At 62.4% G+C, this 21,162-nt stretch carries 22 protein-coding genes; 12 read left to right on the top strand and 10 right to left on the bottom strand.

Features of this window, described 5'->3' with window-relative positions; genetic code table 11:
- The first annotated feature begins 141 nt into the window (after positions 1–141).
- From JJ869_RS09265 to JJ869_RS09225, 9 genes are all read left to right on the top strand, one after another.
- The gene (locus JJ869_RS09265) at positions 142–852 is read left to right on the top strand and encodes a 2Fe-2S iron-sulfur cluster-binding protein (protein WP_292266415.1); all 711 of its coding nucleotides are present in this window, start codon (positions 142–144) and stop codon (positions 850–852) included.
- Positions 849–1,178 carry a succinate dehydrogenase gene (locus JJ869_RS09260; RefSeq protein WP_292266413.1) on the top strand — a complete coding sequence of 110 codons (330 nt, stop codon included), beginning with the start codon at positions 849–851 and terminating at the stop codon, positions 1,176–1,178. Before JJ869_RS09265 ends, JJ869_RS09260 begins: the two co-directional genes overlap by 4 nt.
- Positions 1,175–1,513, top strand: coding sequence for a succinate dehydrogenase (locus JJ869_RS09255; RefSeq protein WP_292266411.1), 339 nt, complete (start codon positions 1,175–1,177; stop codon positions 1,511–1,513). The genes JJ869_RS09260 and JJ869_RS09255 overlap by 4 nt, the downstream gene beginning before the upstream one ends.
- A gap of 1 nt (position 1,514) precedes the next feature.
- Entirely contained in the window at positions 1,515–3,278 is a 1,764-nt protein-coding gene (locus tag JJ869_RS09250; RefSeq protein WP_292266409.1) for an FAD-binding protein, read from the top strand.
- Positions 3,279–3,387: 109 nt separating this feature from the next.
- Entirely contained in the window at positions 3,388–4,344 is a 957-nt protein-coding gene (locus JJ869_RS09245; protein WP_292266408.1) for a fumarate hydratase, read from the top strand.
- A complete protein-coding gene (locus tag JJ869_RS09240; protein WP_292266405.1) occupies positions 4,341–5,489 on the top strand; it encodes a CoA transferase in 1,149 nt (382 codons plus the stop codon). Before JJ869_RS09245 ends, JJ869_RS09240 begins: the two co-directional genes overlap by 4 nt.
- Positions 5,486–6,151 carry a fumarate hydratase C-terminal domain-containing protein gene (locus JJ869_RS09235; RefSeq protein WP_292266402.1) on the top strand — a complete coding sequence of 222 codons (666 nt, stop codon included), beginning with the start codon at positions 5,486–5,488 and terminating at the stop codon, positions 6,149–6,151. The genes JJ869_RS09240 and JJ869_RS09235 overlap by 4 nt, the downstream gene beginning before the upstream one ends.
- Positions 6,148–7,254 (top strand): sulfite oxidase, encoded by a 1,107-nt coding sequence (locus tag JJ869_RS09230; RefSeq protein WP_292266400.1) that lies wholly within the window; start codon positions 6,148–6,150, stop codon positions 7,252–7,254. Before JJ869_RS09235 ends, JJ869_RS09230 begins: the two co-directional genes overlap by 4 nt.
- Positions 7,251–8,816, top strand: a complete 1,566-nt coding sequence (locus JJ869_RS09225; RefSeq protein ID WP_292266397.1) for a thiamine pyrophosphate-binding protein — start codon at positions 7,251–7,253, stop codon at positions 8,814–8,816. Before JJ869_RS09230 ends, JJ869_RS09225 begins: the two co-directional genes overlap by 4 nt.
- Before the next feature lies 1 nt (position 8,817).
- Here the strand turns inward: JJ869_RS09225 and JJ869_RS09220 are convergent, their stop codons facing one another.
- The 4 genes from JJ869_RS09220 to JJ869_RS09205 form a co-directional block, all read right to left on the bottom strand.
- The gene (locus tag JJ869_RS09220) at positions 8,818–9,060 is read right to left on the bottom strand and encodes a glutathione binding-like protein (RefSeq protein WP_292266396.1); all 243 of its coding nucleotides are present in this window, start codon (positions 9,058–9,060) and stop codon (positions 8,818–8,820) included.
- Positions 9,061–9,201: 141 nt separating this feature from the next.
- A complete protein-coding gene (locus tag JJ869_RS09215) occupies positions 9,202–9,435 on the bottom strand; it encodes a glutathione S-transferase N-terminal domain-containing protein (RefSeq protein WP_292266395.1) in 234 nt (77 codons plus the stop codon).
- 26 nt (positions 9,436–9,461) lie between these two features.
- On the bottom strand, positions 9,462–10,205 hold the full coding sequence (locus JJ869_RS09210) for a sulfite exporter TauE/SafE family protein (RefSeq protein ID WP_292266394.1): 744 nt from the start codon (positions 10,203–10,205) through the stop codon (positions 9,462–9,464).
- On the bottom strand, positions 10,202–11,113 hold the full coding sequence (locus JJ869_RS09205) for a LysR family transcriptional regulator (RefSeq protein WP_292266393.1): 912 nt from the start codon (positions 11,111–11,113) through the stop codon (positions 10,202–10,204). The genes JJ869_RS09210 and JJ869_RS09205 overlap by 4 nt, the downstream gene beginning before the upstream one ends.
- Before the next feature lie 128 nt (positions 11,114–11,241).
- Between JJ869_RS09205 and JJ869_RS09200 the strand changes: the two genes are divergently transcribed.
- The 3 genes from JJ869_RS09200 (at position 11,242) to JJ869_RS09190 (ending at position 14,283) form a co-directional block, all read left to right on the top strand.
- Positions 11,242–12,219 (top strand): tripartite tricarboxylate transporter substrate binding protein, encoded by a 978-nt coding sequence (locus tag JJ869_RS09200; protein ID WP_292266390.1) that lies wholly within the window; start codon positions 11,242–11,244, stop codon positions 12,217–12,219.
- A gap of 79 nt (positions 12,220–12,298) precedes the next feature.
- A complete protein-coding gene (locus JJ869_RS09195; RefSeq protein ID WP_292266389.1) occupies positions 12,299–12,796 on the top strand; it encodes a tripartite tricarboxylate transporter TctB family protein in 498 nt (165 codons plus the stop codon).
- Positions 12,793–14,283 (top strand): tripartite tricarboxylate transporter permease, encoded by a 1,491-nt coding sequence (locus JJ869_RS09190; RefSeq protein ID WP_292266385.1) that lies wholly within the window; start codon positions 12,793–12,795, stop codon positions 14,281–14,283. Before JJ869_RS09195 ends, JJ869_RS09190 begins: the two co-directional genes overlap by 4 nt.
- Here the strand turns inward: JJ869_RS09190 and JJ869_RS09185 are convergent.
- The 6 genes from JJ869_RS09185 to JJ869_RS09160 all read right to left on the bottom strand — a co-directional run bounded on the left by JJ869_RS09185 (position 14,276) and on the right by JJ869_RS09160 (position 21,006).
- On the bottom strand, positions 14,276–15,694 hold the full coding sequence (locus JJ869_RS09185; protein ID WP_292266383.1) for a 3'-5' exonuclease: 1,419 nt from the start codon (positions 15,692–15,694) through the stop codon (positions 14,276–14,278). The genes JJ869_RS09190 and JJ869_RS09185 overlap by 8 nt on opposite strands.
- Positions 15,695–15,698: 4 nt before the next feature.
- On the bottom strand, positions 15,699–16,199 hold the full coding sequence (locus JJ869_RS09180; RefSeq protein WP_292266382.1) for a hypothetical protein: 501 nt from the start codon (positions 16,197–16,199) through the stop codon (positions 15,699–15,701).
- Positions 16,200–16,224: 25 nt separating this feature from the next.
- The gene (locus tag JJ869_RS09175) at positions 16,225–18,048 is read right to left on the bottom strand and encodes a DUF294 nucleotidyltransferase-like domain-containing protein (RefSeq protein WP_292266380.1); all 1,824 of its coding nucleotides are present in this window, start codon (positions 18,046–18,048) and stop codon (positions 16,225–16,227) included.
- A gap of 101 nt (positions 18,049–18,149) precedes the next feature.
- Positions 18,150–19,934, bottom strand: coding sequence for a sodium:solute symporter family protein (locus JJ869_RS09170; protein ID WP_292266379.1), 1,785 nt, complete (start codon positions 19,932–19,934; stop codon positions 18,150–18,152).
- Between the two features lie 5 nt (positions 19,935–19,939).
- Positions 19,940–20,227, bottom strand: coding sequence for a DUF4212 domain-containing protein (locus tag JJ869_RS09165; protein WP_292266377.1), 288 nt, complete (start codon positions 20,225–20,227; stop codon positions 19,940–19,942).
- A 92-nt stretch (positions 20,228–20,319) separates the two neighbouring features.
- A complete protein-coding gene (locus JJ869_RS09160; RefSeq protein ID WP_292266374.1) occupies positions 20,320–21,006 on the bottom strand; it encodes an adenylate kinase in 687 nt (228 codons plus the stop codon).
- Between the last annotated feature and the right edge of the window lie 156 nt (positions 21,007–21,162).

The raw sequence follows: 21,162 nt of genomic DNA, 5'->3' as shown, positions 1-21,162 counted from the left end.
ATGGTGCGCTTACGTTTTGAAAGTATCACTTACAAATACGGTTAAATTATTTGCCTTTTCGTTACCGTAGCTGACCGTTATTCTAGTCTTTATCATTGGGAATGACGAAAGGCGGGCTCTCAGGTGCCAGAGCGAGACCACTTGACTGTGACGGTGCAACGCGGAGGCCCCGGCGCGCCCATGCGGCCCCAGACATTCGAGGTTCCGGCCTATGACAACCAGACGGTTCTGGACGTGGTGTCATGGATTCAACAGAATGCAGACCCGACCCTGACTTACCGTTTCGCCTGTCGTGTGGGTATGTGCGGAAGCTGCGCGATGATGGTCAACGGTGTGCCGCGCTGGACCTGCCGCACCCATGTGAGCAAGGTTCTCGACGGCAATGCGATCGAGGTTGGTCCGCTGCGGAACCTGCCGGTGATCAAGGATCTGGCCGCCGACATGGACCCGTTCTTTGACAAATGGGTGTCTGCCGAAGGAATGCATCACCCGACCCGCACGCGGGACGACGCTATTGAGCCGATTGATCCAGTGACAATGGAGCGGCAGGAGGCGAATGCGGGGATCGAATGTATCAACTGTTCGGTCTGCTATTCGGCCTGTGACACAGTGGCGGGCAATCCCGATTACCTTGGCCCCGCCGCGCTGCAACGGGCGTGGACTTTGTACAACGACGCCAAAGACGCGAACAAAGATGCGATCCTTGATGCGGTGTCGGGCAAGGGGGGCTGTCATTCCTGCCATTCGATGGGGTCCTGCACGACCTATTGCCCGAACGAGCTGGATCCACTTTCGGCCATTCTTGGGCTTAAGCGGGCCACGGCAAAGCGGTTTTTCGGGGGGCGGAAATGAGTGAATTTCACCTCTACATGGCGCAGCGCTTGTCAGCTTTGGTGATGGCACCGTTCGTGATCGTGCATATCGGCGTGATGATCTATGCCATCCAAGGCGGGCTGTCGGCGGCGGAAATATTGGGTCGGACCCAGGGATCGGCCTTCTGGTTCGCCTTCTACGGCCTCTTCGTGGTGGCTGTGTCGATCCACGCAACCATCGGACTGCGCACCATTCTTGGCGAATGGGCGGGTCTGCGCGGCGGCGCGCGGGATGCGGTGTCGGCGGTGATCGGGCTGGGCCTTCTGGCGCTGGGCGCGCAGGCGGTCTGGGCGGTGACGGCATGAAGGTCGCGCGCGCCCATCCGCTTTGGCTGGCCTATCTGCTGCACCGGCTCTCGGGTCTGGGCCTTGCGCTCTTCCTGCCGCTGCATTTCTGGGTGCTATCCTATGCTCTGAACGACGCGGCCAAGCTGGACGCGTTCCTGACGCTGACCGAGATGCCGCTGGTCAAGGCCGCCGAGTTCGGTCTGGTGTTCCTTCTGGCGGTGCATCTCTTTGGCGGGCTGCGCCTGATCGCGCTGGAATGGCTGCCGTGGTCCGCGCCGCAAAAGACATGGGCGGCAGCGGCGGTGGCCGGGTCGTTCCTTGTCTCCACAACCTTCCTCTTGCAGGCGATCTGATATGTTTTCGACAAAAGACATCGACCGGCACGACACCGACATTCTGATCCTCGGCACGGGCGGGGCGGGCATGTTCGCCGCCCTCCACGCGATGCAGAGCGCACCCGAGGGCACCAAAGTGACCATCGCGGTCAAGGGGTTGATCGGCAAATGCGGCTGCACACGAATGGTGCAGGGCGGCTACAACGTGGCGCTGGGAAATGGCGACAGCGTTGAGCGGCATTTCATGGACACCATCGAGGGTGGCAAATGGCTGCCCAATCAGGACATGGCGTGGCGGCTTTGCGAACAGGCCGTCGTGCGCATCCGCGAGCTGGAGAACGAGATCGGCTGCTTCTTCGACCGCAACGCGGATGGGTCGCTGCACCAGAAGGCGTTTGCCGGGCAGACCGCGGACCGCACCGTTCACAAAGGCGACCTGACGGGGATCGAGATCATCAACCGTCTGATGGAACAGGTTCTGTCGCGCCCGGTGGAAAAGTTGCAGGAACACCGCGCGATTGGCCTGATCCCGACGAAGGACGGTTCGGCGCTGGCGGGTGTGCTGATGATCGACATGCGCACCGGGCGGTTCCGCTTCGTGCGCGCAAAGACGGTGCTGATGGCGACGGGCGGTGGCCCGACCATGTACAAGTACCATACGCCGTCCGGTGACAAGACGATGGACGGCCTTGCCATGGCGCTGCGTGTCGGTCTGCCGCTGCGCGATATGGAAATGGTGCAGTTCCATCCGACCGGGCTCTTGGCGGGTGATCACACGCGGATGACCGGCACGGTGCTGGAGGAAGGGTTGCGTGGGGCCGGGGGGCAACTGGTGAACCACGCGGGCCAGCGTTTCATGTTCGACTATGACGCCAAGGGCGAACGCGCGACCCGCGATGTGGTCAGCCGGGGCATCTATGCGGAGATGCGCAAGAACAATAACCCGGAACAAGAGGGCGTGTTCATCTCCATGTCCCATCTCGGGCCGGATTTCGTACGCGAAAAGTTCAAGGGCATGGTCAAGCGCTGTGCCGATAGTGGCTTTGATCTGGCTGCGGGCAAGGTCGAGGTCGTGCCAACGGCGCATTACTTCATGGGCGGCGTGGTGGTCGACGTGGACACACGCACGGCGATGGAAGGTCTCTATGTAGCCGGGGAGGACGCAGGCGGCGCGCATGGGTCGAACAGGTTGGGTGGCAACGGAGTTGCGAATTCGACCGTTTATGGCGGCATCGCGGGCGACGTGATGGGGGTCGATATTCGCGGCATGGGCGCGTTGCGTGATCCGGATGAGAGCGTCATGGAAGCGGAGTTGATGCGCGCGTGTCATCCGCTGACGCGCAAGCCCGAGCTGGTGCTGCCGCTGCGCAAGCAATTGCAGGAGGCGATGTGGGACGAGGTTGGCGTGATGCGCACCGAGGCCGGGCTGAAGCGCGGACTTGGGCGGATTGCCGAGATCTCGGACGCGCTGGGCGATGTGGGGGTTGCCGCCGACAATCTGGCGTTCAACCTCACCTGGCACGACTGGCTGAACCTGCGGTCGCTCTGCGATATTTCCGAGGTGATCACCAAGGCGGCACTCGCGCGGGAAAATTCGCGCGGGGCGCATTACCGCGAGGATTTCCCCGACGCAGGCGCGATGGAGGACAGCTATTTCACCGTCGCGCGGCAGGTGGATGGCGTGGTCGAGGTGGGGCGCGAGGATGTGCAGTTCACCATCGTGCGTCCGGGCGAAACCGTGCTGCCCGAGGGGGAGCCGGAGACATTGGTGGCGGCGCAGTGATGGCTGGTTGGTATTCGTCCTCCTCGGGCTTGCCTCGAGGACCTCAATGGTCAGAGACCTTCGGGTCACGCCCTAGGATGACGCTTCAGAAGACAGTCGGAGGCACAGCATGATCCCGATCGACCTGATCCAGAAAACCGCCGAAGCCCTGATGGACAAGGCCGCCATCGAGATTCCGGAGGATTATCTCGACGGTCTCAAGAAGGCCGCAGAGACCGAAAACGGCGACCTGTCGTCCTTTGTTCTCAAGGCGATGCTCGACAATTACGAGGCGGCCAAGGAAGACCGCCGCGCGATGTGTGGCGACACCGGCGTGCCGCGCTGGTTCGTGAAACTGGGCAATGACGCCAGGGTCGAGGGCGGCATGTGCGCTCTGGAAACCGCGCTGCGACGGGCGACGGCCATCTCGACCAACAGTGTGCCGCTACGCCCGAACCGGGTGCATCCGCTCTGGCGGACCGATCACAACAACAATGTGGGGATCGGTGCGCCCGAGATCGAATACGGGTTTGAACCGGAAGGAGAGTGGATCGACCTGATCACCGTTCACAAGGGCGGGCTGTTCGGAACCGATTACCGGATGCTGTTCCCGTCCGATGGCATTCAGGGGATCAAGCGCTTCTACCTCGACAGTCTGATGGCCTTTGGCAAGCGGGGTCTGGCCTGTCAGCCGGCGATCATCGGGATCGGGCTGGGGGGCAGCAAGGACATCTGCATGACTTTGGGCAAGCGCGCCTCCGTGCTGCGCACCGTGGGCAGCCGCAATTCGGACCCGCGCATCGCCGAGATGGAGGAGGAGTTCAAGGAATTGGGTAACTCCATCGGCATGGGCGCGATGGGCTTTGTCGGCAAGAACATGGTGATCGATTGCAATATCGAGGTGGGCTACTGCCACACCGGGGGGATGCCCATGTCGGTGCATGCCTTCTGCCTGTCCTCGCGCCGGGCTGTTGCGCGGATTTATCCCGATGGCCGGGTCGAGCATCGCACCGATCCGGACTGGTTCACTCCTTATCAGCGCCGCGAGACCGTCGATTGGGAACCGATCCGCGAGGCGGCGGAATGAATGCCGACGGTCCCCTGACCGGTGTGCGCATCCTCGACCTGACCCATGTGCTGGCCGGGCCATATGCGACGGGGCAACTGGCCCTGATGGGGGCCGATGTGATCCGGGGCGAGCGCCCGAACAGCGACGATTTCGTCCGCCGCCACGGGGGGACGCAGGCGATGAAGGACGCGGGGCTGGGCGCGTCCTTCCTGAGCCAGAACAGCGGGAAACGGTCCATCGTTCTTGATCTGAAGGACCCCGATCAACGCGGCCAGCTTCTGGAACTGGCCAAGACGGCCGATGTGATGGTGGAAAACTTCCGTCCCGGCGTGGTTGACCGGCTGGGCGTCGGGTTCGACGCTGTTCGAAAGGTCCGTACCGACATCATCTATGCCAGCCTCAATGGGTATGGTGCCGAGGGGCCTCTGTCAGACCGCCCCGCATACGATCACATCCTGCAAGGCATCAGCGGCTTGATGGCGATGACCGGAGAGCCTGGCAGCGGGCCAATGCGGGTGGGTCTGCCCATCGTGGACTATGTCGCGGGCCAGGCCTTGGTGGCGGCTTTGCTCGGTGCTTTGCTGCAAAAGGCGCGCAAACCGGGCGAGGCTCAGCGCCTGTCCGTGTCGATGCTGGACGCCATGACCACCTTCATGGGGGCCTATGCGATCCATCACGAAACAACCGGCCAGTTGCGCGGCCTTGAAGGCAACCGCGCCTTTGCCGACACGCCGTTTTCTGGACGGTTCGACACCGCCGAGGGATCGCTGGTCATCACGGCCAACACGCCCGCGCAGGCCAAGCGCCTCTGTGCGGCAGTGGGTCGGCCCGATCTGGCAGAGGACACGGACGACACTCGCATCGCCGAGGCGCTGCGGGCTATCTTCCTCACGCAGGACGCGCAGACCTGGGAAGACCGGCTGTCCGCCGCCAACGTGCCAGCGGCAAAGGTGCGGACTCTGGCCGAGGCGCTGGATCATCGGCAGATGAAGACCAGCCGCGCATGGTTGCCGCTGGAGGTGCCGCAGCTTGGCATGACCGTCCGCGCGCCCGGCCTGCCGTTTGATGCGCCTTGGGCGCCGGCCCACCTTCAGCCGGTGCCGACGCTCGGCCAGCACACGGCTGACATTGTTGCCAATTCGATTGAAAAGGTCACGTCATGAAACCGCGCGAGATACGCCTCTCCACCACACCCACACCCGAGGCGATTGCCGAGCTTCGGCTGGGCGACATCGTCTATCTGGACGGTTTGATGTACACTGCCCGTGAAGGCGTTTACATGCGCGCGCTGGAGGATAAGGCAAACATTCCCATGGAGTTGCCGTCCGAAAGTGCCGCGAACTTTCATTGCTCCCCTGCCGCGCGGATCAACGCCGATGGCAGTTTCGACATGGGGGCTGTCACGGCCACAGCGTCGTTCCGCTTTGCCAAATGGTTGCCGGAATGGATGGAGAAGACCGGCGCGAAGCTGATTATCGGCAAGGGTGGCATGACCTCCAAGGATTACAAATCCTACTTCGTGCCGAATGGCGCGGTCTACCTTTCGACCGTGGGCTATGGCACCGGGGCGCTTCTGGGGCGCGGGGTGGAGAATGTCGAAGCGGTGCATTGGAACGAAGAACTTGGTCTTGCACAGGCCATATGGGTCATCAAATGCAACAAGATGGGGCCATTTATCGTCGCCTCTGACATGAATGGCGATTGCCTGTTCGAACGGGAGAATGCCAAGATCGCGCAGAATATCGAGCGGGTGTATGAAGGCACGAAACCCGCCGTGCTCAAGCGCTACGGCGAAAGCGACGACCGGTCGGACGAGGTGATATGATCCAGAACCCATTTGCGCCGGGGGCCAAGCGCCCGGAGGTGACGGAAGGCGTGTTCTCGCCTGAGGAAGTGGCACTTGCGAACCGCAATTCGGGCGCGTTGCTGGAGACTTTGGGGCTGGAGATCACGCCCACGGGCACGCATTACCTGCTCAACCATTTCGATGTGCCGGTGCTGACGGAGGCCGAGCATGTGCTGACCTTTGAAGGCGCGTTTGATGCGCCCTATGCGCTTGGTATGGACGAGATCCGCGCGCTGCCGCAGGTGACACGCCCCGTGACGCTCGAATGTGCGGGGAACGGTCGCGCCGGGGTCAGCCCGCGCTGTTTCTCGATGCCGTGGATGTACGAGGCGGTCGGCACCTCGGAATGGACTGGCACGCCGCTTGCGCCGCTGTTGGAGCGGGCAAAACCGCAGAGCGGCGTGCAGGATTTCGCGTTCCTCGGGGCTGATTTCGGCTTCGACAAAGGCCAGGCGCATTACTTTGGCCGCAGCCTGACGCCCGCGCAGATCGCAGACCTTGAGGTGATGCTGGTTTGGGGCATGAACGGTCAGCCACTTCTGCCGCAGCATGGCGCGCCTTTGCGCATTATCGTTCCGGGCTGGTACGGGATGGCGTCGGTCAAATGGCTGACGACGATTGAGGCGCTGACCGAGCGCTACCAAGGGTTCCAGCAGGTGCAGACCTACCGTCTGCGCAAGGACGAGAAAGACCCCGGCACGCCGGTCACCACGATCCGGGTCAAGTCGCTGATGAAACCCCCGGGCGTGCCCGATTGGGTGACGCGGCAGCGATGGGTGCAGGCGGGGCGCGTGACGCTGGAAGGGCGCGCTTGGTCTGGTGGAGGTGTGCCGATCACGCGGGTGCAGGTGCTGTTAGGCGACACATGGCAGGACGCTGAACTGATCGGTCGTCCCGACACTTACGCCTGGACCGGCTGGCGCATCGACTGGGATGCAACGCCGGGCGTTTATGACCTCGCGTGCCGCGCCACCGATGCTAACGGCAATACACAACCACTGGAGGCTCCGTTCGACATGGCGGGATTTGCCAACAATTCCGTCCACCGCGTGCGCGTGCACGTGGCCGAGGCCGACACATGACGCGCGGTGCGGATGTGGTGATGCAGACCCTTGCGGCGCATGGGGTCAAGGACATCTTCGCGCTCTCGGGCAACCAGATCATGCCGCTTTTCGATGCCAGCCTCGAGGCGGGCATCCGACTCTATCATACGCGGCACGAGGCGGCAGCGGTCTACATGGCCGAAGGCTATGCGCAACTGTCGCGTAGGGTGGGCGTGGCGCTGGTCACCGCAGGGGCGGGACTCGGGAACGCTCTTGGCCCGCTCCTGACCGCGCGGGCGTCTGACACGCCGGTGCTGCTGCTGAGCGGGGACAGCCCGGTTGGCAAAGACGGGCAAGGCGCGTTTCAGGAGATGGATCAGGTCGCGCTGACCCGGTCGCTGACCAAATGGTCGGTGCGGGTGACGCGGGCTGCCGATCTGGCCGAGGTGATCGACAAAGCGGTGCGCGTGGCCCTGCAGGGGCGGCCCGGTCCGGTGCATGTGTCCCTGCCTGCGGATATCGTTCTGGCCGAGGCCGAGACGGCCACGACACTCTCGATCTCACCGTCGGAGCCGACAAATGTCTCTGCCCTGCGCGACTGGCTGCACGCAGCACAGCGCCCGATGATCGTCTTCGGCCCGTCACTCAACGCGACTCGGCAACCGGGTCTGACGGCGCGGGTGGAACAGGCGACGGGCGCGCCTGTGGTGGTGATGGAAAGCCCGCGTGGGTTGAAGGACCCGTCGCTGGGCGCCGTGGCGCAGGTCTTTGCCGAGGCGGACCGCGTTCTCCTTTTGGGCAAACCGATGGATTTCACTCTTCAGTTCGGGGCGGCGGCGCCAAAGGCCGGTTGGGCGGTGGTGCATGCAGATCCCGAAGAACTGTCCCGTGCGCGGCGCAATTGTGCCGAACGGCTGACCCGCAGCATCGAGGCTGATCCGGTGGATGTGGCGCGGGGGTTGGCCTTTGGCTCGGACACAGACCGCGACGGCGATTGGTTAGGCGCTGTGCGTGCGGCCTGTGCGCGGCGGAGCAATGACGGGGCAGGTGATGCCCTCAATTCCAACACCTTATGCGCCGCTGTTCATGCGGTGATGCGAGAGGTGCCAAACCCGATTCTGGTCTGCGATGGAGGTGAATTCGGCCAATGGGCGCAGGCCAGCGTGTCTTCCCCGCGCCGGATCATCAACGGCGTGTCGGGGGCGATAGGGGGTGGCATCTGCTACGCGATGGCTGCACGCGCCGCGGACCCGGAGGCGACTGTCGTGGCGCTCATGGGGGATGGCACGGCCGGGTTCCACTTACCCGAGTTCGAAACGGCGGTGCGGGAAAACCTGCCCTTCGTCGGGGTGATCGGCAATGACCTGCGGTGGAACGCCGAACACCAGATCCAGATGCGCGAATTCGGCAGCGACCGTCTGCACGGTTGCGACCTGAGCGAGGCACGCTACGACGAGGCGGTCACCGCCTTGGGCGGCTTCGGCGCCTATGTGACCGATCTGTCTGATCTGCCTGACGCCCTGCGCCGGGCCATCGCATCGGGCAGGCCGGCCTGCGTCAATGTGAGGATCGACGGCTTGCCGGCCCCGGTTGTGACGTGATCTATATGCCGTGTATCGCCATCACCGCCAGCGTTGCCGGGCGGTGCAGCATCGCATCGTGATGCGCGGCGAGTTTCGGGTAGTCGGACAGGTCCACACCGGCCTTGTCCATCCAGCGCGGCATCAGGAACAGGTAGGCATCGCAAAACGTATAGCGGTCGCCCATCGCCCATGGCCCCTTGAGGTGGTGGGTTTCGACGACCTTGGCGCAGTCACGCAGGTTGCTGGCCACCTTGGCCTTCATGGCCTCGTGCGCCTAAGGGCTGTCGGCCCAACGGGCGCCGCGCAGCAGGTGAGCAAAGGCCACATGCACCGTCGCGCACAAATAGGCACAAAGCGCGTCCGCTTCGGCCCGCTCAAACGGGGTGTCGGGCAGCATGTGGGCCTACGGATGGATCGCCGCGATATACGTCAGGATCGCGGGGTTCTCGGTGATCACGCCATTTGGCGTCATCAGCGCGGGCACGCGGGCCTTGGGGTTGATCTCAAGATAGGCGGGTTCGGTATTTGCCCCTTTGGCGATTGGCACCTCGTGAACCGCGTATTCCGCGCCGACCTCTTCCAGCAGGATATGCGGGGCGAGGGCGGATGATCCCTTGGCATAGTAGAGTGTCAGCACGTGTCGATCTCCGGGTCAGGTTATGGTCAAGCGAGCGCGCGGATCAGGATGCCCAGCCCCAAAAGAAGGGACAGCCCGATCAGCAGCCGCCTGAAGATGTTGTCCGAGATGCGCCGGAAAACCGCAATGCCGATCTGTGCGGCAATCAGAGATGTGGGCAGGGCGATCAGAAAGGCGGTCACGGTTGCCGTGTCATATGCCCCGCGCCACCACAGCATGACCGTGGTGGTAAACAGCACGCTTACGTTGAAAGGTTGCAACACGGCGCGGGTTTCGGCCTTGGGCCACGGGCGCATCGAACACCAGATTACCGGCAGCGCGCCTGACAGCGAGGCCATGCCACCCAACACACCGCCGGTGAACCCGATCAGGGAATCAAGCACCGGCGTGCGGCGTTCGAACTTGGGCAGGTTCGCACGGAAGCTGAAGAAGCCGCCGTAAATCAGCAAAAGCACGCCGATTACCAGCTTGAGCGTATCCGCGTCGATGAAGCTGAGCAGGGAGATGCCGACAGGCACACCCAAAAGGCCGGGAATGATAAACCGCATCAGGCGCGGCACATTCCGGGTCAGCGCCTCGCGCACCACCCACAACCCTTGAATGCCCGTCACCACAGACATCAGCGAAACGACGGCCACCGCACTGATCGGATCGAGTGCCACCAGAAAGAAACCCAGCGCAAAGAGTGCCGTGCCTGTACCAGCCAGTCCGTTGACGAAGCCTCCGGCAATAGCGCCGAGGGTGATGAACAGGATCGCCTCTGCCGTCATTGTGCTTCGGACTTTTCTGCTGCTGATCCGGCCACATGGTCATTGACCGCGCGCAAGAGAGCGGCATGGATTTCTTCGATCACGCGCAGCTTTGGGTGCTCTTTTCGATAGGCCAGACCAAGGACGCGCATCGGTGCTTTTGGTCCAAGTGTCAGGCGATTGAGCGGAATCGCATAGGGACGTGACACGCAGGGGCGCGGAACGATGGACACGCCGAGGTTCGCATGCACCATGCTCGAAATCGCTTCGAGGTTTTCCAGCTCCATCGCCTCGCTGACGCGGATGCCGTTTTCCTGCAGCCAGGTCTCAATCAGCGTGCCCACAACGGCATCGCGGTTGAAGCGGATAAAGGGCTGTGTTTCCAGGATTTTAACAGGGTCTGTTTCGATGACTTCAGAACCTGTGATAAGGTGCAGCGGCTCTTCCGCGATCTCGAGAAAGACAAGGCCCAGCGGCATCAGAACCGGCTTGGTGACAATGGCGACATCGTAATACCCGCGGTCCAGCCCCGACAGCAACGCCGAGGTAAGGGCCGGAGTGATCCGCACCCGCAGGTCGGGAAACTGCGCACGCAGGATCGACATCGACAGTGGTGCGAGGCCAATGAGCGTTGTCGGCACCGCACCAAGGACGACTTCACCCGTCAGCCCGTCATCGCCCAGTACCGATGGCACAAGGTTGTCGTACTCTGCGACCAGCTTGCGCGCACGCGCGACGACAGCACGTCCCAAAGGCGTCAGCTCGGGTGTCCGGTGGCTGCGGTCGAACAGCGGGATGCCGAGTTCGGTTTCCAGCGTCCGCATCTGTTGGCTGACGGCGGCATGGGTGATGAACACCGCATCCGCGGCGGCGCTGAATGTCTTGTGGTCGGCAACTGCAACCAGCGTTTTGAGCAATCGGATCGACATATCGGCATTTCTGTTCGTTTTGCTTACAGAACTTGTAATTTTTTATTACTTCGTCAAAGCTCTACTTAAGGTTAACGTAAGTCAAGAGCCCGCAATAGGGTCGAAGTTCATTTTGGGAGGAGGAAACAATGAAACTACGGACACTTGGTTCTGTATTGGCGGTCGGGGTGGGCCTGATGGCGGGTGCGGCTATGGCCGAATACCCGGAACGCCCGATCAACATGATCATCCCCTACGGTGCAGGTGGGGCAACGGATATTTCCGCGCGCACCATTGCGGAAGCGCTCGGCACGGCGGCTGGTACACCTCTCATCATGGCAAACGTCACCGGTGCGGGTGGGGCAACTGGTTCGGTTGCGGTGCAGAACGCAAAACCCGATGGCTACACCATGCTGTTTGCGCGCGTTGGCTCGCATTCGGTGAACCCGGCGATGAAGGCAACTTTGCCTTACACGCTTGACGACTTCCGCTTTGTCACCGTCTACGAAATCAACCCGGTCGCCTGCGCTGTGAACCCGAACAGCGGTATCGAATCGATGGATGACCTGATCGCCAAGGTCGCAGAGGGCGGTGTCACCTACAGCTCGTCCGGTGTGGGATCGCTGCTGCATCTGGCGGGTGCCATGGTGCTCAAGGAATTCGGTGTGGAAGACCCGCTGACCCAAGCCACGCATATTCCTCTGCAGGGTGGGGGCGCTGCGGCAACGGCTGTTCTGAACGGCACCGCGACATTCATCTGCACGAACACATCGGCGCTGGCGAATTTTGTGGCAAACAACCAGCTCAAGGCGCTGATGGTGACCACGGCAGAGCCGGTGGTGGGCTTTGACGCACCGACAGCCAACGATCTGGGCAAGCCGCGCCTGAATGCTCTGGTCGGCTGGACAGGGATTGCCGGACCGGCTGGCCTGCCGGATGATGTGAGCGCCAAATGGGGCGACTGGATCACCGAAGCGGCGCAGGATGCCAAGTTCGCGGAAACGATGGGCTCCATGGGCTCGGTCATCGACGTGATGAGCCCGGACGAGGCGATCGAGTTCATCAACAATCAGTACTCGGTGTTCCGCGCGCTGGTGGACGAATTGGGCATGCGGATCGAGGGCTGATCCTGATCCCCTGAGCCAAGACTGACCCGCGCCGGGGCCGACAGGCCCCGGCGTTTCCACCTGCGGAGCGCCCAGCCTCATGTCCGAGAAAACCCTGCATCTGCGACTTGGGATATTCACCTGTCTCGTCGCCTTGTTCCTGATCTTCTACGCCATCCCCAGTTTCGTGTTCTCGCCGTCGAACGTGGGCAACATCATCCTGTCGCCGCTGTTCTGGCCCTATGTGCTGGCGGGCTTGACGGTGATCGTCGGTCTGGGGCTGCTGGCAAATGCCTTGACCTCGGCCAAGGACACCCCGTTCGAGGATGACGAGACCGTCCATCCCGAAGGGTCTGCCCCATGGATGCGGCTTGGGGCATTGGCGGTGATCATGGTGCTTGTGATGGTTGGCCTACCGACTTTGGGCATGGTCTGGACCGCGATGCTGGCCTTTGCCGCCTGCGCGTTTCTGTTCCGCACGCGCCATCCCGTTGCGGCCGTGGTTTGCGCGGTCATCGTGCCGCTTTTGCTTTACGCATTCTTTGCGCATGTCGCGGGGGTTGCGATCCCGCAGGGCAATTTCGTGAGGTTGCCATGAGCCTGATGGACAGCCTTGCCGCTGGCTTTTCGCTGGTCGGAAATTTCGAAGCGTTCTTCATGCTGTTTGTCGGCCTTGTTGTTGGCGTCGTGGCCGGGGCCATTCCGGGCCTGTCTGCGACAATGGCTGTCGCGCTGACATTGCCCTTCACCTTTGCGATGACGCCGATCAACGCGATCCTGCTGCTTCTCGGGGTCTACAAGGGCGGCATCTTTGGTGGGTCGATCCCGGCGATCCTGATCAAGACGCCGGGCACGCCTGCATCTTCGGCCACGATCCTGGACGGTCATCCGATGGCCGAACGGGGCGAGGCGGGCAGGGCGCTGGGTATGGCGCTTTATGCGTCCTGCACGGCGGACGCGGTGTCGAACCTTGCCCTGATCCTCTTTGCCGGGTGGCTTGCGTCCTTTGCACTCAATTTCGGACCGCCTGAGTTCTTTGCACTCATCCTCTTTTCGCTGACTATCATCGCCGGAGTGTCGGGCGAAAGCCTGCTGCGTGGGGCCTTGTCGGCCTTGGCCGGATTGCTGCTGGCGACCATCGGACTGGACCTTGTCTACGGCACCAATCGCTTCACCTTTGGCAATCCGAACATGATGGGTGGGCTGAACTTTATCGCGGTTCTGATCGGCCTGTTCGCCATTCCCGAGATCATCAACATGGCGTGGAACCCGATGGCACATCTGGGGCGCACGCGGGCGCTGGGCAAATCGCGATGCAGCTGGGCCGATTACAAGAACAGCTTCAAGGCCATCATCCGGGGTAGCATGATCGGCGTGTTCCTTGGCTCCATTCCCGGCATCGGGGCGGCCCCTTCAGCCTTCCTCAGCTATTCCGAGGCGCGGCGCACCTCCAAGAACAAGGAGAATTTCGGCAAGGGCGAGATTGAAGGCGTGGCGGCATCAGAAGCGGGCAACAACGGCGTGGCCGGGGCGACGCTGATCCCGCTGCTGGCGTTGGGTGTTCCCGGTGACGTCATTACCGCCATCATCATCGGCGCGTTCATGGTGCACGGGCTTCAGCCGGGGCCGATGATGTTCGTCCTGAATGTCGACATCATCTATGGCCTCTTCATCGGCCTGATCGTCAGTTCCGTGTTCCTGCTGATCGTTGGATCGGTGGCGATCCGGGGGTTCCGGTTTGTCGCGGACGTGCCCAAGCGCATCCTGATGCCGGGGGTGCTGATCCTGTGCATCTACGGCGTGTTTGCCGTGAACAACAACATCTTCGACGTGGGCGTGATGTTCGTCATGGGCTGGGTCGGCTATATCATGATGCGCAACCGCATCCCGGCTGCACCATTCCTGATCGCGTTCATCCTTGGCCCGCTGCTTGAGGACAATTTCCGTCAGGCGATGCTCATGTCCGGCAGCGACCCGAGCATCCTGTTCCGGGGGCCGATCACGTGGTTCTTCTGGTTCCTGACCTTCGTGACCGTGTTCGCCATCACTCGCAGCACCCTGCGCAAGAAGGTGCCGCTCAGTTGAGATCTTCGAGGAGGCGGCCATGCCGGCGCGTCTCCTCGATCACCTGACCGAAGGTCGTCAACCCGCGGGCCTCGAGCATCGGAAGCATCTTAACGAGCACCTCCGCCGTAGCGCGCGCATCGCCCAGCGCTGTGTGCCGCAACGCGACCGGGATGGTGACGTTGAGCCGTTCGCACAGCGCGTCAAGCGTATGGCGTTCGCTGGCCCCGAACAGCACGGCGGACAAGAGCACTGTGTCGAGGATCGGATGGTCCCATGTGACGCCCGTGGCCTTGGCCTGACGGTGCAGGAACGCCATGTCGAAGGGCGCATTATGTGCCACGATCACCGCGTCACGAGAGAAATCGTGGAACCGTTTTGACACCGCACGAATGTCCGGCTGCCCGCGCACCATCGCGTCGGTGACCTTGTGCACCTTGGTCGAGGCGGGTGGGATCGGGCGACCCGGATCGACCAATTGGTTGATCTGTTCGCCGTCAACGATCCGCCCGTTCAGCACCCGCACGGCACCCAGTTGCACCACATCGTCCTTGTGAGGCAAAAGCCCTGTGGTTTCAGTGTCGAAGACCGAGAAACACAAGCTGCGAAGCGGGCGGTCAAGAATGTCCATCTCGGCGGCACCACGACGCTGGTCCAGCAGGTCGAAATCATAGACCAGCGGACGCGGCGCGTCTGGTGAAAGGTCGAGGGTCTGGCTGTCGATCACCATGAGGTAGCCGCCGCCCTCCATCGGTTTCAGTTTGGTGTCAAAGCTTTGCGTGCCGTCCTGTGACTGTGCGGTGAACTGCACATCCATGCCCGTCCGGCCAAGTTTTCCAACTGCGGCCCCAAGGCTTTTGGGGTCGAAATATTCGGTGATCTGCGCGTTCAGACGCGGCACGCCAAGCTGCGCCAGTACCTCGGCCGCCTGTCCGTCATAAAGCACGATCTGGCCGCTTGACCCGACAAGGATCGTCGCCACGGGGATTTCGGTCAGCAGCGCCGTCAGGCGGGCTTTCTCAGCCGTCAGCCGGGCGGTTTCAGTGGCGATTGCCTGTGCCGTGGTCAAAGCCGTTTCATTCAGTTGCTGCGCAACTGCCGAGGCCGCCGGTGCGAGATCGCCCAGATACCGCGCCGCTTTCATGTCCAATGCGCCGTCGACCCCGGCATGGGCGCGGGTCCGCATCTGTGACGCCAGCCGTTCGATGGGTTTGGCGACGTTTTCGTCGAACAGAAGCCAGATGCCGACGGTCAGCCCAAGGATCAGAAACGCGGCAAGGATGGCGGCAAAGGTAAACCCGTTGGCCAATGTGGTTTCCAGCGCGCGGACATAGCCGAACCACAAGGCGACACCGACGGACGCAAGCCCGCCAAGACCAAGAAGACAGAAGAACAGGAAGATGCGCAAACGCAGGCTGAGCTTCGACAACATCGCGTCACCCCTTGCGACACACGCCGGTGACGATTGGATCGTCCTGTGGCGTGTCGCGCCAGACCGGATCGCCACCATCGCCAAGCGCAGGATCAGCGCGCTGTCCGGTCGCGCAGTTCACCATCAACTCGACCGACCGCACGGTGCTCCACCGCTGAAAGAAATAGACATCCGCCATAAAGAGCGCCGCATCGTCCGAGTTCGCGCGGACATTCCCGGTATCGAGCGCGATAAAGCGTTCTGTATAGGGCACCAGATAGGTCCAGGGCCGATAGAATGCCGTGCCTTCGACGGTCTGAACGACCTCCACGCCGTCCGGTAGCGCGTCGGAGGTGCGGCTGTACCAGCTGTATTCGCTGCTGATCGTGGTGGCGAGCATCGCCGCGCCGGCTGCCACGGGGACCAGCCATTTGGGCACGCGCCCACCGGCCATTCGCGCGATCAGCATCATGACACCCGCACCGGCGATGCCTGCGATGATGACCGCGATCAGTTCCAGAAACATCTATCGTCCTCCCAAACGACGCGCGTCAACTCAGCATGCCGCGCCCGTGTCCCACTGCCGATTGCAGCGACTTTATCACCACGAAGGCATCCCGAAGATGACTTCGCTCAAAATCCGACAGGTCCGTCGGGCTTAGGAAATTGTCCGGCATGATACCAGCCCGAACCTGCGCTGCCTGATGTTCGAGCCGAGTTTCCGCGATCAGGTCATAGGCGTCCCGCAGATCCTGCCCGCCAGATGTGCTGAGAACGTCTGCCGCGATCGCCGCGTCAAGCCGGGCTGCCGTGTTGACGGCGGTCAGCTTGCCCTGCAGCGCGTAGATGCGCCCCAGATCCACCACCGGCACCACGCCGTTGTGCTTGAGGTCGATCTGGTTCTTGTGCTCGCCCGACCGGATCGTCGCAAACCCGCGCAACAGGCCAAGGGGCGGTGTGTGTTTGAGCGAGTTCGACACCATATGCGCCACGAAGATCGAGTTTGCAGCGGCTTTGCGCAGGGTCTCGGCCTGCAAATCCTCAAACAGCCGGGTCGCGCCACCGATGGGACGCAGGTCGAACATGACGCTGGCCAGCATCTGCGCTTCCGGGTTCGGCGTCTTGATCCAGCCCGCGAAATAGTCGCGCCAGACGCGCACCGGTTGCCGCCAGCGCGGGTTCGTCGCCATCATGTCGCCGGGACAATAGACATAGCCGCAGGTGTCGAGCCCGTCGCAGACGAACCGCGCCAGCGCTTCGAAATAGGGCATGTCGGTATCGGTCACGCTGTCATCCAGAAACAGGCAATTGTCCTGATCGCTGACGCCGGTCTGTTCCTGACGCCCTTGTGATCCGCAGGCCAGCCAGAGATAGGGCACAGGGGCCGGTCCAAGCTTGCCTTCGGCCAGAGCGAGCAAACGGCGCGTCGCGGTGTCGGCCACATCGGTGATCAGCCGTGTGATGACCTCGTGCCGGTTGCCACCCGCCACAAGTTGCGCCAGCAGTTGCGGAATGCGCTTCGTAACCTGCGCCATGTCTTCGGCGCTGTCCGAATGGGCGATCTCGGACACCAGCTCGGCCGAGCTGACCGCCTGAAACCGCGTGAGGTCGGTCTGGGTGACGATCCCCACCAGTTTGCCTGCGTGACAGACGGGGATATGCCCGATGCGCCGCTCCATCATCATGTGCAGAACGTCCGATCCAATGGCGGATGGCGGCAGGGTGACGGGATCGGGGGTCATCACCTTGGTAATCTGTGTGTCAAAAGGCAGGGCATCGCCGACAACCTTGCCCGACATGTCGCGGATCGTGGCGATCCCCTGCAAGACATCGCCTTCAGCCACGCAAATCGACGACACGCGCGCATCGCGCATCAGGCGCGCAGCGGTCTGGACATCAGTAGCGGGCGGGCAGGTGAGCGGGCTGGTCGCCATCAGCGCCTCGACCGGGGTGGTGGCCAGATTGGCTTTGTTCGGTTTTTCGGTCCGGCTGCGGTCAAAAAACCGGCGGAAAGCCGGATCGTCGCGCATCGCCTGATGAAACCGATGTGCGGGCAGCATCAGGAGGGTTGTCTCGGTCACTGCCCGTGCCGAGGTCACGCTGGCCCCGTCGCGCAGCAGCCCACGTTCGCCAAAGGAATTTCGCGGACCCAGCAGCGAGATCGGAACATCATGTTCGTCGCGGATTTCCACGTCGCCGCGATAGACGACGAACAATCCCTCCAAGTCTGCGTTCAGCGCATAGATCTCCTCACCCGGCTCAAAGGTCTTGACGGTGAAGGCCTCGATCAGGGTCTGAAGGGCTGCCGGCTCCATCGCGTCATAGGGATGGATCGCGGACAGGAACTGGGCCATCGAAAGGGAATCACGTGTCATGAAAAGACCTGTCGTCCTATGAAAAAGTCCCGCCCCGGACGACCGGCGCGGGACCGCGTTTTCAGGGGGCGCCACCCCGAAGGGTGACGCGTCCTGTTGGCTTAGTGGTCCTGAGCCGCACCGGCACCGCGGGGGATGCGGACGCTTTCAACCAGCTCTTCGATCTCGCGCGGGATCGGTGCGGTCATCTTCGACACGGTGAACGCCACCGCGAAGTTGATCATCGCACCCACCGCCCCGAAGGAGGTCGACTTGATGGTGCCCAGAAGCGGGTCTGCGTCGGTGAAGCTGTTGGTGTCCGGAATGAACAGCCAGCCCTTGTGCAGGAAGATGTAGACCAGCGTGGTGATCAGACCGGCCAGCATGCCCGCAACCGCACCCTTGTTGTTCACCTTGGTGAAGATGCCCATCATGAGTGCCGGGAAGATCGACGCCGCCGCCAGACCGAAGGCGAGGGCCACCGTCTGCGCCGCAAAGCCCGGAGGGTTGAGGCCCAGATAGGTTGCGACCGCAATCGACACCGCCATGGCAATCCGTGCTGACAGAAGCTCGTTCTTTTCGGACATGTTCGGGGTCAACTGGCCTTTCAGAAGGTCGTGGCTCACCGCCGAAGAGATGGCCAGAAGCAGACCGGCAGCGGTGGACAGCGCGGCGGCAAGACCACCGGCAGCCACCAGTCCGATCACCCAGCCGGGAAGGTTGGCGATTTCCGGGTTGGCCAGAACAAGGATGTCGTTGTTGAACTTGGTCAGTTCGTTCGCGTCACCCCAGCCTGCCGCCTGTGCCTTGGCAACAGCTTCCGGGTTCTTGTCGTTGAAATAGGCGATCCGCCCATCCCCGTTCTTGTCTTCCCAGCCCAGAAGGCCGGTCTTCTGCCATGTGGCCATCCAGTCATAGCGCGGATCGGTCTCGATCCGCTCGAGGCTCACCGGTTCGCTGTTGGCACCGTTCGGCCAGAACATGTCAGTGATGTTGAGGCGCGCCATCGCACCCACGGCCGGGGCCGTCAGGTAGAGCAGGGCAATGAAGACAAGCGCCCAGCCTGCGGACCAGCGTGCGTCGGACACTTTCGGCACGGTGAAGAACCGCATGATCACGTGCGGCAGACCTGCCGTCCCGATCATCAGCGACAGGGTGAAGAGCACCATGTTGAACGTGTCGCCGTTGTGGGTCGTGTACTCGTTGAAGCCCAGATCACGCAGCAGCGCATCCAGCGTGACAAGCAGCGGCTCTCCGCTCGTAGTGTGATCGCCAAAGAGACCAAGACCCGGGATCGGGTTGCCGGTCAGCTGCAGCGAGATGAAGACCGCCGGGATGGTGTAGGCGGTGATCAGCACGACGTACTGTGCCACCTGCGTGTAGGTCACGCCCTTCATGCCGCCGAACACGGCATAGGCGAACACGATCACCGCGCCGATCAGAAGGCCCGTGGTCGAACTGACTTCGAGGAAGCGGCCGAAAGCCACGCCAACACCCGTCATCTGGCCGATCACATAGGTCACGGATGCGATGATCAGACAGATCACGGCCACAAGGCGCGCGGTCGGGCTGTAGAAGCGGTCCCCGATGAATTCAGACACGGTATATTTGCCGAACTTCCGCAGGTAGGGGGCCAGCAGCAGCGCCAGAAGCACGTAACCGCCTGTCCAACCCATCAGGAAGGTCGAGTTGTCGTAGCCGGTAAAGGCGATGAGGCCCGCCATCGAGATGAAGGAGGCCGCAGACATCCAGTCGGCTGCGGTTGCCATCCCGTTGGTGACCGGGTGCACGCCGCGACCGGCGGCATAGAATTCCGATGTGGAACCCGCGCGGGCCCAGATCGCGATGCCGATGTAAAGCGCAAAGGACGCGCCCACAAAGAGCAGGTTGATGGTAAACTGATCCATGACCCTTATTCCTCGTCCACGCCGTATTCTTTATCGAGCTTGTTCATCCGCCAGGCGTAGAAGAAGATCAGCGCCAGAAAGACGAGGATCGACCCCTGCTGGGCGAACCAGAAGCCCAGATCGGTGCCCCCGACCGAAATGCCCGAAAGCATCGGGCGCAGCAGGATGCCGAACCCGAACGAACAGATGGCCCAGATCACCAGGCTCACCAGGATGATGCGCACGTTTGCTGCCCAGTAGCCCGCGTCGGACTTTCCAGCAGCCTGCGCTGATTGTGATGTATGGTCCGTCACTGCGGATCCTCCTCTTCCCTCGTTGAGCGCGCCCCGCAGGGCGGGGAACGTATCCTGTGTGACGCAGCTCAGAGGCCGCGGTTGGCTACCGCTCAGGCGGTGGCGCGTCGAACGATGTCGCCAAGCGTTGTGGCGATCTCGTCAATGGCTCCCATCGCATCCACATGGGCGAGCGCACCCTGTGCGTCGTAGAATGCGATCAATGGGGCGGTTTGGGCATGATATGCATCAAGGCGGGCGGCGACGGTTTCTGCGTTGTCATCTGCGCGGCGTTTGAAATCGGTGCCTTGGCACTTGTCACATTGGCCCGCGACTTTCGGGGCCTTGTACGTGTCGTGATAGCCTTCGCCGCAGCCGCTGCAGGTGAACCGCCCGGAAATCCGGTCGACCATCGCGGCATCATCCACATCAAGGCTGACCGCCGCGTCGATCTTCTGGCCACTTTCGGCCAGCAGGGTATCCAGCGCCTGTGCCTGTACGGTGGTCCGCGGAAACCCGTCGAGGATCACGCCCTTGGCACAGTCGGCATCCGCCATCCGGTCGCGCAGGATGGCGATGACGATATCGTCGCTCACCAAGTCTCCCGCTTCCATCACGGCCTTTGCCGCCTTGCCTGCCTCGGTGCCATTGGCGACCGCCGCACGCAGCAGGTCACCGGTGCTTAGTTGGACAAGGCCGAACTGTTCTTCCAGCATGCGGGCCTGTGTGCCTTTGCCTGCGCCCGGAGGGCCAAGCAGGATCAGAACCGGCGCGATTGTGGGTGTTGTGCTTCCGTCCATCACCATCACCCTCGGTTCATCCGGTTTTCGATGAGGTCATCGACGACGGAGGGGTCTGCGAGTGTTGAGGTGTCGCCGAGGGCGCCGTAGTCGTTTTCGGCGATCTTGCGCAGGATGCGGCGCATGATCTTGCCGGAGCGGGTTTTCGGCAGGCCG

Source organism: Marivita sp. (assembly GCF_017643905.1).
Taxonomy (GTDB): domain Bacteria; phylum Pseudomonadota; class Alphaproteobacteria; order Rhodobacterales; family Rhodobacteraceae; genus Marivita.
Note: the sequence above shows the minus strand (reverse complement) of the source record. Positions and strands in the feature narration are given on the sequence as shown.